Origin of the sequence: Paenibacillus sp. FSL R7-0210 (genome assembly GCF_038009085.1) — a bacterium.
GTDB lineage: Bacteria > Bacillota > Bacilli > Paenibacillales > Paenibacillaceae > Paenibacillus_AQ > Paenibacillus_AQ silagei.
Genome location: NZ_JBBPAR010000001.1, coordinates 2,718,463 through 2,732,547 on the forward strand (window position 1 = coordinate 2,718,463; position 14,085 = coordinate 2,732,547).

General features: G+C 52.5%; 12 protein-coding genes. 2 read left to right on the top strand and 10 right to left on the bottom strand.

The window, feature by feature from the left end; all coding sequences use genetic code 11:
* Positions 1-8: 8 nt before the first annotated feature.
* The 5 genes from MKY64_RS11745 to msrA form a co-directional block, all read right to left on the bottom strand.
* Complete coding sequence (locus MKY64_RS11745; protein ID WP_340953173.1) at positions 9-605, bottom strand: GNAT family N-acetyltransferase; 597 nt, start codon at positions 603-605, stop codon at positions 9-11.
* A 60-nt stretch (positions 606-665) separates the two neighbouring features.
* A complete protein-coding gene (thrS, locus tag MKY64_RS11750) occupies positions 666-2,579 on the bottom strand; it encodes a threonine--tRNA ligase (RefSeq protein WP_340953175.1) in 1,914 nt (637 codons plus the stop codon).
* Between the two features lie 485 nt (positions 2,580-3,064).
* On the bottom strand, positions 3,065-3,784 hold the full coding sequence (locus MKY64_RS11755; protein WP_340953177.1) for an HAD family hydrolase: 720 nt from the start codon (positions 3,782-3,784) through the stop codon (positions 3,065-3,067).
* A 171-nt stretch (positions 3,785-3,955) separates the two neighbouring features.
* A complete protein-coding gene (locus tag MKY64_RS11760; RefSeq protein ID WP_340953179.1) occupies positions 3,956-5,326 on the bottom strand; it encodes a glycoside hydrolase family 64 protein in 1,371 nt (456 codons plus the stop codon).
* Between the two features lie 349 nt (positions 5,327-5,675).
* Positions 5,676-6,194, bottom strand: a complete 519-nt coding sequence (gene msrA / locus MKY64_RS11765) for a peptide-methionine (S)-S-oxide reductase MsrA (protein WP_340958065.1) — start codon at positions 6,192-6,194, stop codon at positions 5,676-5,678.
* A 361-nt stretch (positions 6,195-6,555) separates the two neighbouring features.
* Here msrA and MKY64_RS11770 point away from each other — a divergent pair, with 361 nt between their 5' ends.
* A complete protein-coding gene (locus tag MKY64_RS11770; RefSeq protein WP_340953181.1) occupies positions 6,556-7,116 on the top strand; it encodes a TetR/AcrR family transcriptional regulator in 561 nt (186 codons plus the stop codon).
* A gap of 98 nt (positions 7,117-7,214) precedes the next feature.
* On the opposite strand, the gene MKY64_RS11775 is transcribed toward MKY64_RS11770, so the two are convergent.
* Genes MKY64_RS11775 through MKY64_RS11790 form a run of 4 tightly spaced genes read right to left on the bottom strand, consistent with a single transcriptional unit; the run spans position 7,215 to position 11,348 of the window.
* Entirely contained in the window at positions 7,215-8,231 is a 1,017-nt protein-coding gene (locus tag MKY64_RS11775; protein WP_340953182.1) for a Gfo/Idh/MocA family protein, read from the bottom strand.
* A 38-nt stretch (positions 8,232-8,269) separates the two neighbouring features.
* Positions 8,270-9,358, bottom strand: a complete 1,089-nt coding sequence (locus MKY64_RS11780; protein WP_209870394.1) for a Gfo/Idh/MocA family protein — start codon at positions 9,356-9,358, stop codon at positions 8,270-8,272.
* The gene (locus MKY64_RS11785; protein WP_209870392.1) at positions 9,355-10,131 is read right to left on the bottom strand and encodes a sugar phosphate isomerase/epimerase family protein; all 777 of its coding nucleotides are present in this window, start codon (positions 10,129-10,131) and stop codon (positions 9,355-9,357) included. The genes MKY64_RS11780 and MKY64_RS11785 overlap by 4 nt, the downstream gene beginning before the upstream one ends.
* A 53-nt stretch (positions 10,132-10,184) precedes the next feature.
* A complete protein-coding gene (locus MKY64_RS11790; RefSeq protein WP_340953184.1) occupies positions 10,185-11,348 on the bottom strand; it encodes a Gfo/Idh/MocA family protein in 1,164 nt (387 codons plus the stop codon).
* A 158-nt stretch (positions 11,349-11,506) separates the two neighbouring features.
* Here MKY64_RS11790 and MKY64_RS11795 point away from each other — a divergent pair, with 158 nt between their 5' ends.
* Positions 11,507-12,340: a helix-turn-helix domain-containing protein gene (locus MKY64_RS11795; RefSeq protein WP_340953185.1), complete on the top strand. Its 834-nt coding sequence runs from the start codon at positions 11,507-11,509 to the stop codon at positions 12,338-12,340.
* Between the two features lie 313 nt (positions 12,341-12,653).
* Here the strand turns inward: MKY64_RS11795 and uxaC are convergent, their stop codons facing one another.
* A complete protein-coding gene (gene uxaC / locus MKY64_RS11800; protein WP_340953186.1) occupies positions 12,654-14,063 on the bottom strand; it encodes a glucuronate isomerase in 1,410 nt (469 codons plus the stop codon).
* Positions 14,064-14,085 lie beyond the last annotated feature (22 nt).

The window sequence follows — 14,085 nt, forward strand, 5'->3', positions numbered from 1 at the left end:
GCACACCGCTATTTGTATTTCTCATTCACCAGATATTGCAGATTCTTCTTCACCGCAGGCCATTCTTCATCGATAATGCTGTACAGCACATTGTCCATAACAGCGCCTTGAGCGGTGATCCTATGCTTGCGCAGAATACCCTCCCGGACCGCTCCAATTCGCTCAATGGCCCGCCGGGAGCGCAAATTGTGACTGACAATGGAGAAGTCCACGCGGATCAGGCCCAGCACTTCGAAGGCATATTGCAGTAAAAGCAGCTTCGACTCTGTATTCACCGCAGTTCTCCAGTATTCCGGTGAAATCCAGGTGCAGCCGATCTCTGCATTGCGATGCGTACGGTCCAGATGCATCAACCGCGTGGTCCCTACGATCCGGCCGGATGGCTGCTCCACCATCACATAAGGGATTTCCTTGCCTGCCGCCTGATTCTCCAGAGCCGTATCCACCAGTTGTCCTGCCCCTTCCTCTGAGCTGATCTGCCTCCAGGTGTACTCCCAGATCTGCGGATTGTGCAGCAGCTTCTTAAGCTCAAGCTTATGCTCCTCTGCCAAAGGCACAAGCCGGATTACGCCACCTGCAAGCTGGCCTGCTTCTATTACTGTCAACTGACTTCCCCCTATATCTTTTTACCTGTTATACTTTTCACCTATTATATATGAAGCGATTTATTCCCAACCGTCAATCTTAGCTGTCAATTGCTGAATGAACTCCTGGGCGCTCAGTGTGAATAATGTGTTCTCCGCACGGCTTCGTACCGAGATTGTTCCGTCATTCTGCTCCTGATCTCCCAGCACCAGCATATAAGGGATTTTCTCCAGCTGAGCTTCACGGATTCTGTAGCCCAGCTTCTCATTCCGGGAATCTACCTCCACCCGCAGTCCGGCAGTAGCCAGCTGTCTTCTGACCTGCTCAGCATACTCGTCATGAACCACAGAGACTGGCAGCAGCTTGACCTGCACCGGAGACAACCACAGCGGGAACGCTCCGCTATAGTGCTCTGTAAGAATACCCATGAACCGGTCAATAGAGCCGAACACCGCACGATGGATGACAACCGGACGATGCTTGTTGTTATCTTCGCCAATGTAAGTCAGGTCGAACTTCTCAGGCATCTGGAAATCCAGTTGAATCGTACCGCATTGCCAGCTCCGCTTCAGGGCATCGAGGACATGGAAATCAATCTTCGGTCCGTAAAAAGCGCCATCCCCCGCATTCACGCGGTACTCTATTCCATTCTTCTTCAGTACACGCTCCAGCGACTCCTCCGCCTGATCCCAGAGCTCTTCGGAACCCATATAGTCCTCCGGGCGTGTAGACAGCTCGACCTTGTACTCAAATCCAAAGATCGAATAGAACTGATCGATCAGCTCCAGCACCCGAGTAATCTCAGATTCAATCTGCTCCGGCAGCACGAACAAATGAGCATCATCCTGGCAAAAGGTACGGACCCGCATCATTCCGTTCAGCGCACCGGAGGATTCATGGCGGTGAACCTGGCCATATTCCGCAATGCGGATCGGCAGATCCCGATAGGAACGGAGGCTGTTCTTGTAGATCAGCATGTGTCCTGGACAGTTCATCGGCTTCAGCGCAAAGTCTGTCTCATCCACCTTCGTGAAATACATCTCATCCTTGTAATGATCCCAATGTCCGGATTGCTCCCACAGACGACGGTTCATCATCAGCGGTGAGCGCACCTCTTCGTACCCGTCGGCACGCTGCAGCTTGCGGGAGAAATCCTCCAGCGCTGTGCGGATCAGCATCCCTTTGGCCAGGTAGAACGGCATGCCCGGCGCTTCCTCGGAGAACATGAACAATTCCAGCTCCTTGCCCAGCTTGCGGTGATCCCGTTTCTTCGCTTCCTCCAGCAGATGCAGATGCTCCTCAAGTAGGGCTGTGCTCAGGAAAGCCGTGCCGTATATCCGCTGAAGCACCTGATTGTCAGCATCCCCGCGCCAGTAGGCACCAGCTACACTTAGCAGCTTGAACGCCTTAATCCGTCCAGTGGAGGGCAGATGCGGCCCCCGGCACAGGTCCGTGAATTCGCCTTGCTCATACAGGCTGATGACCGCGTCCTCCGGCAGATCCCGGAGCAGCTCCAGCTTCAGCGGCTCTTCCAGCTGTTCAAAGAACTGCACCGCTTCCGCCCGGCTGACCACCCGGCGCCGGATCGGCAGGTTCTCCTTGATGATCTTCCCCATCTCCCGCTCAATCGCAGCAAGATCCTCGCTGGACAGGGGCTGTTCAATATCTATATCGTAATAGAAGCCGTCCTCGATCACCGGACCAATGCCCAGCTTCACGTTCCGTTCTCCATAGATCCGTTTGATTGCCTGGGCCAACACATGGGCTGTGCTGTGTCTGTGAATCATCAGCCCGTCGCTGCTGTCTGCTAACACAATCTCCACGAGGCTGTCCCCTTCAACCGGACAATCAAGGTCAACGAGTCTGCCATCGATTTTGCCGGCTACTGCATTCTTCCTTAGACTTACGCTAATCGACTCCGCAATCTGCGCAATTGTGGTGTTACGCGAATACCTCCTATTTGCTCCATCCGGCAGCTGCACTTGAATCTCCATGATTATGGCCTCCATTTCTTCAGTGTATATTCGTATATGTGAACACAAAAAAACGCATCTCATCCCGGAAAGGGACGAGTGCGTCTTAAGCTCGTGGTTCCACCCTAATTCGACTATACGTCACTTCACCCCCGGCTGTTCGGCGGAAACGTGATCAGTACAATCCTCATGGCATCCGTTAACGGGGATGGGTCGGTGGCATTTACAGCCTCGCTAACAGCAGGAGGGTTCAGTGTCACGGCTATAGAGGGGTAACATCCGGCTGGTCTCTGTAAGAAGCTCTCACCTTGCACTTCTCTCTCTGGTCAGTCCTCACGGGATATCCTGTCTCTGGTCATTGCCTTGGTTATGGTGTTGCTGGTTACATAATACGCACGGTCTTCGTCAGAAGTCAATACCGCGCAGAAAAAAACTTAAAATCCGCTTCCCGCTCGACCGCTTAATCCTTTTAACTTTAACTCCCTTAATCCCTCAGCCCGCGGGCCTTATCCGTTAAGCTCACTCCGCTGCAATCGCAGGATGATATCCCCCACTTCTTCCACCGTATGCGCAATAGAGTCTGCTCCGGCAGCCGATAGCTCCTCCTCCGATCCATAGCCGAACAGGACCCCTATGGAGGTTACGCCACAGGCTTTTGCCCCAATAATGTCATGCTCCCGGTCCCCGATCATCAGCGACTGCGAAGCAACAAGATCATTCTCGTCCAGTACATGCTGAATCACCTCGCGCTTCTTCGAGCGTGTCCCGTCCAGATTGCTGCCTGCCGCATACTTGAAGAACCCGTCCAGCTCATAATGGCGCAGGATCTGCTCAGCGAATACAATAGGCTTGGAGGTCGCCACATACAGCTCGAACCCCTTGGCTCTCAAGCTCTCCAGCAGCTCCGGAATGCCTGGAATCACATGGTTCTCGAACATCCCCAACGTCCGGTAACGCTCCCGGTAGAACTCCACAGCCTGTGCCGCTGCCTCCGCCGTAAAGCCCTGAATTTCAATAAAAGAATCATATAGCGGCGGACCTATGTAAGGAATCAGCAGGTCAGGATGCTCCACCTCGATGCTGAATTGGTTAAGCGCATACTCCACGCTTTTGGTAATGCCTTCCTTGGGGTCAGTCAATGTGCCGTCCAGATCAAATAAGATGTGCTTCAAGCTGTCCTTCATCTCTCCCGGATGCTCCCTTCGTGTGCAATTGCTATCTATCATACCTTTCTTCCTGTTTATTTTCTATAGATTAGCCTTTTTAGTCTCTTTGGATTGAATAGACATGTGAAAGAGCCGGTTGCCTGCTTATATTCAGGACCGGCTCTATATGCGATAGCTCTCATTTGCTGATGATTGAGGAAGCTGAGCTGCTGGAAGCCATCGGCTCTATGCTTACCAGGCCACGCGGATAATCAGGCCTTTAGGGTCGCCGACTTCAAGATAAGCTGCCTGGCCGTTGACATCATCATACGGGAAGCCGTAAGCCAGTCCGCTGATGCTATGGTCATGCCAGAATTTTGCATAAAAGTTCGCTGGAGCCGCATTGTAATAGTTCGCTACGTTGTTCCAGTTACTAGTGGTGTACACATGGCGGTTGATCGCAGCGGAAGTGGCGGCATCGATTAACGAACCGTCATTGCGCAGAATATCCTGGGTGCTATAGCTGGAATACCCTGCGAAGTAATTCGCATTGGCTCCACCGGCCTTGAACGATCCATGGACTGGAGCAATAATCCGGTAAGGCGCCTGATCGGTTGCCAGCGATTTGAAGGCGGACGGAACTTCATTCTGGTATTTGGTGAAAATGCCGGCCCGTGTCTCCGATTCCAGCTCACCAACCGTCTTGTCATAACCGCCGGACAAGCCTACCAGCCGGTGCTGGATCGGGAAGCCGAAGGCATCTACACGGGTGGTATTACCATGATAGCCTGTAGCATCCACCGTGAATTCAACGAAGTCGAAATAGAGATTACGGTTAGGATCGGTTGGATTATCGATATCCGGTCCGGCAAAACCGTCGTCATAGGTCTTGATGTACAGTGGTGTGCCTACACTGAGGAACATGCGGCCGGAGGTGATTTTGGGCAGCGTTACCCAATTGGTCTGGCTAACCGTATGATAAATATTGGCATAGTTGACCCCGTTCTTGGTCAGATGGCCGGAAGCATTATTCAGCGCATTCGAGATCGGAATGAGATTGCCGCTAAGATCCAGATAACTCCATTTACCGTTGGCCGGATTGATGCCGATGACGCCCCAATAGACCTGGTTATCGGGGTAAGCGCCTCCCGTTCCATTCATGACTTTGACAGACACGGAGCCTCCCGGCGGTGTCGGAATAGAAGAGGCAGCGATAGAATAGATCGAACCGGAAGACCCGGAAGGCGGAGTAGTCGGCGCTGCAGTGGGCGCGGTTCCCGCAGTGTAGTTGAACCAGCCGGTATCATAAGCCGGAGTCCCATTGTTGTAGGTGAAGAAGTACGAGAGTGCTGTGCCGCTGGCGACGCCTGTAACCACCTGCTCATAACGCGATTTACTGTTGTTATAAGTCATTCGGTAGTTTAGCTGGGTTCCCGAGTTCACCTTGTAATGCACATCGGTCCAGCTGGTACTGACCGTAGATTTGAACCAGATGGTAGCTGAGGTTCCCGACAGATCTACCCCTTGGGTATAATCAGCTGCGGCTGCTTTGGAATTGAACAAAGGCAGGCAAGAGAGCAAAAGCACGAACGCAAGCATCGTCATTAGCCATTTTTTGGACATTCTTAGATTCCTCCTGAATAATATTGGCATTGCAGCACTTCCCTTCAACTACAGGAGCTATAGAGCATTCTGTATTTCGCTGAGCTGCTTATTCTATCCCCTGTTTCCTCCTCTCTCTTCCCGCTGCATCAAAACCAGAATTACCAATGCTTGTATCCGTTTACAAATATGATTATAGTTGCACAATCGGCAATTGAGTAGGCACGGAATTTCGGATTTAGGTTCCCATATTTTGGTTTTTGGCATAATGATCTATAGCTTAACCCACAGGATGCTGCAAAAATAGTAAAAAGCCCGCAATTCCCAGATGCCGGGTAATCACAGGCTTTGTCTAACGGATATTCACGAATCACTTGTGCCAGTGCTGCGAAATAAAGGTATCCCGTCCGGATTGCTCACGGTCCTCTTTATAATGCTTCGGATTCTTCTTATGATAGTCCTGATGATAGTCTTCTGCCGGATAAAATACCGGCGCAGGCAGAATCTCCGTCACCACCGGAAGCTCGAATCTGCCGCTGACTGCCACCTGCTCCCGGGAAGCAAGTGCAGCCAGCCGCTGCTCTTCCGTATAATAGAATACCGCCGTGCGGTACTGCGTTCCCCGGTCCTGAAACTGTCCACCGTCATCCGTCGGGTCAATCTGCGGCCAGAATAACGCAAGCAGCCGCTCATATGGGAACAATTCCGGGTCAAAAGTGATTTGAACCACCTCGTAGTGACCGGTTGTACCGCTCTTCACCTGCTCATAAGTAGGGTTATCTACCGTTCCTCCGGCGTATCCCGATACAATCCCGTGAATTCCGGGAAGCTCTTCGAACGGCGTAACCATGCACCAGAAGCAGCCTCCGGCAAACATTGCCTGTTCCATAGCCATACTTCCACTCCCTGTCTCTCATCTAATGACTCTTGCTAAACCCTGTACTTGAAGATAATGCCTAACGATCTGAAAGTCAATTTGATCGCTAGGACTGATTGCCCTTAGATAAACTTAAGAAATAGAATATTTATTCTATTGATAGTTCAGAAAGAGAATAATTAAACTTCAAGTATGTTCGGAATGGAAATTCCTTTTTGCAGAATAATGACTAAAATATAGTTTTTCTATTGTCTATTTCACCACAAAATCTATCTTTTTGATACTTGGAAGTGGAATACAAATTCTGTTAATTGACATTTCCTTGCAGAAGCTGTACTATTTTATAGAATGATTTTTCCGCTAGTGAGGTGTAATGATGGGTAAACGCGATGATATTCTTCAGGCAACCCTTGATTTAATTACTGAAGAAGGCTTACAATCTGTTACTTTTGCCAAAATATTCAAGAGGGCCAATGTAGGCTCCAGCACATTCTACCATTATTTCGAGAACAAGGAGCAGCTGGTCAATGAGTTGTACCATAAAGTCCGCATACATAAAAATGAGTTCGTCATGAACGGCTATGATCCCGGCTTAACCATCTATGAGCGTGTGAAGAGCCTTCTGAAGAATACGGCCAACTATTCGCTTCAATACCCCAAAGAGGTTGATTTCACAGAGAACTATTGCTCCTCGCCCTATATTTCCGAGGACTTGCGGAACACACTGGCCCCCTCAACCTTAGAGATATTCTCCATCATTGAAGAAGGCCAGCGGCAGGGAATCATCCGGGAAATGAATGTCTGTCTGTGCTATCAGCTGATCTACGGGATATTAATTGCTGTCATTAAAGGATACCTGGACGGAAAATATCCGCTTAACGAGCAGCAGATTACGCAGACCATTGAAGCCTGCTGGCTTGCGATTAAGCTGTAGCAGCTTACGGTCTCTTCCGGCAGCATAAATAAGGCCGTCCCTTAAGCAGAACTCTGCCTAAGAGACAGCCTATTCCGGCATCAGCCGGTTGATGAATGCTAGACCTGAGGGACCAGATTCCGGCTGCCCGAGGACTTGTAGATCTCTGCAATCAGCGTGAGCGCTTTGATGCCCTCTGCACCGTCAATCCAGAACCTGCGGCCTTCACGGATGTGGGCATAGAAATCATGAATTAACCGTGAGTGCCCGGTGCCCCAGTACGATTTTCCGCCGCTGCTGATGCTCTGCGGCTCGCAGAGCATCGTCTCCTGACCATCCTTCCACAGATACAGGCTGTCCCGGCGCTGCTGCAGGGTCCCTTGCTCGAAGACCAGCTCCAGCTCCACCGGCGAATTGGCCTGATACGCATTGGTTCCATAGAAGAGCCCGCGCGCCTTGTTTTTGAAGTCGATACACGCATGTGCGCTGTCCTCGACCTCAATGACATCGTTCAACACATCGGTGCTGACACTGCCTTTCACGGCAGCGATGTCACCGCCGAACCATTGCAGCAGATCCAGGGTATGGATAGCCTGATTGATCAATACCCCTCCACCTTCCGTAGCCCAGCGGCCTCTCCAGGGACTGTTCGTGTAGTACTCCTCAGTCCGGGTCCAGGTTACCAGACCCTTCATACAGAGGAGATTGCCCAGGCTGCCGGAATCGATTACTTGTCTGATCCGCACTGAAGGTTCATTATAACGGTTCTGGAACACTACACCCAGCTGACCCGCTGCATGCTCCGCCGCCTCCTGCATCAAGAGGGCCGAAGGTACATCCAGCGCCATGGGCTTCTCGGTTAACACATGCTTGCCGGCCTTCAGCAGCTCTACCGCCATTCCGGCATGCAGATGATGCGGCGTGCAGAGATGGACAATGCCGATATCTGCACGCTCCAGCAGCTCCCTGTAATCCGTCAGGCCTTCACATTCGTAATCCTGAGCAGACTGTGCTGCCTGAACAGGATCACTGTCCACCACGGCTACCAGCCGCGCATTCTGGATGGAAGCAATGGCTCTGGCATGCAGCGGGGCAATCGCCCCGCAGCCGATAATCGCTGCTCCATTGGTATTCATCTTAACCACCTTCCGATCTTCTGATAGCTGTAATGCAACTATTTGAGCGTATCCGGGGTCAGATTCACCGCTTGACGCTGCGCCTCCAGACACAGCTCAGCAGCCTTGAACGCATGCTCCTGCGTCATCGCCTTCTCCGTCCGTTCCAGGCAGTCCAGAATCAGCTCACCGAAGAACGGGAAACCGATCTTCCCGGCCACATGCTCATAATGCTCTCCCTCGCCGTCTACCCAGTAGACATGGTCCGGTGTGCTGGAGCGGCCGATATCGCTGTATTTGCGCAGTTCAATATAGCCTTCCGTGCCGAGAATGATCGTCCGGCCATCGCCCCAGGTTCCGAGTCCTGACGGAGTGAACCAGTCCACGCGAAAATACTGCGTAGCCCCGTTATCCCCAACCAGCGTAGCATCCCCGTAATCCTCCAGCTCCGGGTAAGCCGGATTGTTGTAGTTGGCGACCTTACTGTGCAGTACCTTGGCATCACGGCAGCCCGCGTAGAAGAGGAACTGTTCAATCTGATGGCTGCCGATGTCACAGAGAATGCCGCCGTATTTGTCACGCTGGAAGAACCATTCCGGCCGGCTGGGTGCATTTAACCGGTGCGGCCCCAGTCCCATCACCTGAAGCACACGGCCAATCGCCCCCTGCTGCACCAGCTGACCGGCATAGACAGCGCTCTCTACATGCAGTCTTTCACTGTAGTATGTCATGTATTTCCGCCCCGTCTGTTCCACTTGAAGGCGTGCTGCCGCGAGCTGGTCCAGAGAAGTAAACGGAGATTTGTCCGTGAAATAATCCTTCCCGTGTGCCATCACCCGCAGACCGAGCGGACCGCGCTCCGAAGGAACGGCCGCTGCTGCTACGAGCCGGACCTCAGGATCTTCAAGAATCTCTTCAGCAGAGCGTGCGGCTTTGACGCCGGGATACTTGTTCAGGAATGCTTTTACCTTCTCGGGGTCAGGATCGTATACCCACTTCAGCTCGGCTCCCGCCTCCACCAGCCCGTTGCACATCCCGTAGATATGCCCATGATCCAGTGCCAGCGCAGCAATTACGAATTCACCCGGTCCCACCACAGGCTTCGCCTCATGTACCGGAGCATACATCATTCCATCCTTGCGGCTCATGCTTGCACCTCCAATCTGGAATGCAGATGCCGGAGGCTGATCTCCAGGCTCTCGAACGGATCACGCTGGCACACATCCTGCTCCACGATATGCCATTCCACCCCCGTCTTGCGGCAGGCATCAATAATCGCTCCATAGTTCATATTGCCTTCGCCGATCTCGGCAAACACTGCCTTACGGTTCAGAATAGTCATATCCTTGAAATGCACGGCCTGCATTCTGCCTTCCACCTTGTGAATCCACTCTACAGGATCTCCGCCCCCCGCCTGAACCCAGTACAGATCCAGCTCGAACCCGAAGACCTCCGGATCACTGTCCTGCAGCAGCACATCCATACCGGTCAGACCGTCAAAACGTTCAAATTCAAAATCATGATTATGATAAACGAATTGCAGACCATACTCTTCCTTAAGTGTACGTGCAATGCCGGAAGCCAGCTTGGCAAAGGTGCGGTAGCCCTCCTGGCTGGTCTGATATTCCGCAGGCAGCGAGCCAAGACCGATGTATTTGCAGTCCCACAGCTTATGTTCGGCGGCGAGCGCATCCAGATCATTCACCAGCCGGTCCCAGGGAACGTGTGTCGCACATATTTTCAGATTAAATTCATCGGCATATTCCTTCACCAGCCTAGGGTCCATAGGACCGATCCCGGAGATCTGCACAGCCTGGTACCCGATGCTGCTCACCTTCCGCAGGCTCTCCCGTAAGGCTTCCGGCGTCTGGGTATATTCACGCAGGGTATACATTTGGGCGGCAATCGTTGAACGGTTCATTGTATTCATCCACTCCTAGATAAGTTTAATTGGCGTAAGAGAGTAAAGTTAATCTAGTGGGTACCCGATACATCAAGGGCTTTCTGGCTGACCGGAGCTTTCTGAAAAGTCGAATTCTCCACCTGCTCCATCAGCTTCTCATAGAACAGCTCGCTGTCGATCGGCAGGTCCACCCAGTTGTCGATCCACGCAGACAGATACATGGCATTGGACAGGGTCAGCCCGTGAATGCCCTCTTCCCCCGGAGCCAATAGCGGCTCATCATGCAGAATCGCATTGGTGAAGTTGCGCAGAATCCCCTTATGCTGCTCTCCATTCCCGGCTTCCACGGGAATCTCGCATTTCCAGCATTCCGGCGCTCCGAAGCCCCCGGTATATTCCGCATTGAACTTCGGCTCAGGGGTGCGAAGGCGGAAGAAGGTCAGCGTGCCGTCTTCGATGACGATTTTACCGTTGTCGCCTGTAATCTCGAACCGGTTCGTCCCCGGCGCTTCCCCTGTAGTCGTGATAAACAGCCCGGTTGCGCCATTCTCATACTCCACGTAGGCGGTCACATCATCCTCAACCTCAATATTCCGGTACTTCCCGAACTGGCAAAAAGCGCGTACCCGCTTAGGCATCATTCCCGTAGTCCACTGCCAGAGATCAAGCTGGTGCGGGTCCTGGTTCAGCAGCACTCCGCCGCCTTCCCCGCCCCAGGTCGCCCGCCAGCCGCCGGAATCATAGTAGCTCTGAGAGCGGTACCAATTGGTGATAATCCAATTCGTGCGCCGGATCTCTCCCAGCTCCCCGGACTGAATCAATTCTCTCAGCTTCTGATAGAGCGGATTCGTCCGCTGGTTATACATAATGCCGAATTTGCGGTCAGACTTCGCTGCGGCGTCATTCATCTCCTGTACTGCCTTCGTATAGACACCGGCAGGCTTCTCAATCAGAACATGCAGCCCGTAGCCCAACGCTTCAATCGCCAGTGGCGGATGGTCATAATGCGGGGTGGCAATCATCACCGCATCAATGATCCCGGACTTGAACAGCTCCTCCGGCGACAGAAAGCGCTGCACATGATCCGGCAAATGCTCCTCTGCCCATTCCAGCCGCTCAGGGCTGGTGTCGCAGACGGCCGTTAGCTCGGCCCCTTTAATATCACTCAGCAGACTCTGTGCATGGGTCCGCCCCATACCCCCAACGCCAATAATTCCATAACGTACCTTATCCATCTCCCATTCCCTTCCTGAAACAGTTTATGTTATGAGGATAACCCTATTTGCCGGTGGTGAACATGACTGTAATTAAGGTATATTTGTATAATAATAAGATGTATTAGATAAATGGAAGCGTTATAATAGATTTATATCCTTAATGGAGGAGCCCAGACATGAATATGATTGCGAACGGCAATTTGACTGGACGCCTGCTGCACAACCTGACGGTTACCGTTACCCATGCCCAGTTAACCAGCAGATATCCGGGATGGAACCGGACGAATGAGACCCCTGCCTTCAACCGGCTGTATTATATTGATTCCGGCGAAGGCAAGGTGATTATCAACGGAGTGGCGTACTATCCGAGACCCGGACAGCTGATGATTATGCCCGCAGGCTCTACCCAGACCACGGATACTTCACGTGATGATCCTTATACACGCTACTATTGCCACTTCGATGCGCAGATTGGGGAATGGCCGCTGTTTCATTCGGCGAATAAGCTCTACATCTGTGATGTGCCTGATCCGGAGGCCACCCGGACGATGTTCACGGAGATGATTGAATGGTTCCAGGATACCGGCTTCCTCGCTACCCTGCGGACGCAGGCCGCGCTGCTTACACTACTGTCCCTCTGTCTGGAATCGGGGGGCTATAGCAATTTCCTTGACGATCTGACACATACGAGCGACCAGGGCAAGCTGGCGAATGTGCTGGGCTACATCGATCAACGGTTAATGCGGCCGCTGACGGTCGAGGAGTTGGCAGAGCGGGTCCATCTGCACCCGAACTATTTCATTCCCTACTTCAAGAAGTTCATCGGCGTTCCGCCGATGCAGTACGTCCAGCTGAAACGGATGGAGCTCGCGAAGAGGCAGCTCTCCTACACCGATTTCAGCATCTCCAGTATCGCCGAGCAGGTCGGCATGGAGCTGGCCCACTTCTCGAAGGTGTTCAAGAAGTCAACCGGCGTATCCCCGTCTGCTTACCGGAGCAGTACGCGGTAGAATGCACCGGAAGGTACCAGAACAAATACGCACCAGCACCAAATGTATGCTGTTTTCCGCATACATTCGGGCCACGCGCCTGCGTACCACTTATCCACAACAGAGGAAAATCATAGTTTCCTCAAGAAACAAAAAATCAGCATGCCTCTTTAAGAAGCCTGCTGATTTTTTGAAAATATAAGAATTTATAGGTTTCACGCTATGAATGATCCTTCTATTTCTTGCCGAAACGGTACCGTCCTTTAAAAGGACGGCAAAGCCGTTTCCACTTGTGCTTTTCCAACCCATGAATGGTATGCTGCGCTCCTGCTCTCTACTTGATCCCGAAATACGCATCCGCATTGTTGTAGCAAATATTCTCAATGGTCCGGCCGATTAAGGCATAGTCTCGCGGCAGGTCTCCCTCTTCCATCCACGTGCCGAACAGGTTGCAGAGAATGCGCCGGAAGTATTCATGACGCGTGAAGGAGAGGAAGCTTCTGGAGTCAGTCAGCATGCCGACAAAAGGGCTGATCAGGCCGATGCTGGAGAGCGCCTTCAATTGCTGCAGCATACCCTCCTTCTGATCATGGAACCACCAGCCGGAACCCATCTGCACCTTGCCCTTGATGCCATCGCCCTGGAAGTTACCGATTGCGGTGGCGATCATCTCATACTGCGAAGGGTTCAGCGTATAGACGATGGTCTTCGGCAGCTGTCCACTGGCATCCAGCTCATTCAACAGCGCGTTGAGACTGCGGGCCATATTGAAATCCAGAATCGAATCGAAGCCGCTGTCCTTGCCGATGGCACTGAACATCCGTGCGTTGTTGTTGCGCAGCGCTCCGATATGCAGCTGCATGCTCATGCCCCGCTCATGATAGAGCCGGCCTAATTTGATCAGCGTATGGCTCTGGAACTTCTGTTCCTCCTGCGGGCTGATCTCTTCCCCTTTGAAGGCCCGGGCGAATATGTAGGCCGCTTCATGCTCTGTAGACTGAGCATGCGGCAGCTCACCGAAGGCCTGATCCGACAGCCGGCAGCCATGCTGATGGAAATAATCGATCCGCGCGGTCACAGCCTGGAGGAATCCGGAGTAATCGTGGATCTCAATACCGCTCGCCTCACCAAGCAGGCCCACGTATCCGGTGAATCCTTCATCACGGATATTCAGCACCCGGTCCGGTCTGAAGGTCGGGGCAACCACCGTCTGAAGCACTTTGTCCTTCTTAATCTTAATGTGATGCTCCAGTGAATCAATGGGATCATCCGTTGTGCAGACCACATCGACATTGAGTTTTTTGAGAATCCCCTGCGTAGTCAGTTCATCTCCCTGGAGCTGCTCATTGCAGCGTTCCCACACACTGTCCGCAGTCTCCCCGGAGAGCAGCTCGTCGATCCCGAAGTAGCGCTTCAACTCCAGATGAGTCCAGTGGTAGAGCGGATTGCCCACCATCTCAGGCAGGGAACGCGCCCAGACCATGAACTTGTCCTTGTCCGGCGCATTCCCGGTAATGAGCTGTTCGTCAACGCCCAGCCAGCGGAGCGCCCGCCACTTGTAATGGTCCCCAGATAAGGCGAGATCAGCGATATTGCGGAACCTGCGGTTACTGCTGATCTCCTGCGGATTCAGATGACTGTGGAAATCATAAATCGGCATTGCAGCGGCATAATCGTGATACAGTCTCTGTGCACTTGGACTTAACAGCAGCCAGTCGTCATGAATAAAAGATGAGGTACTCATATTGTTATCCAGCCTCTCGTGT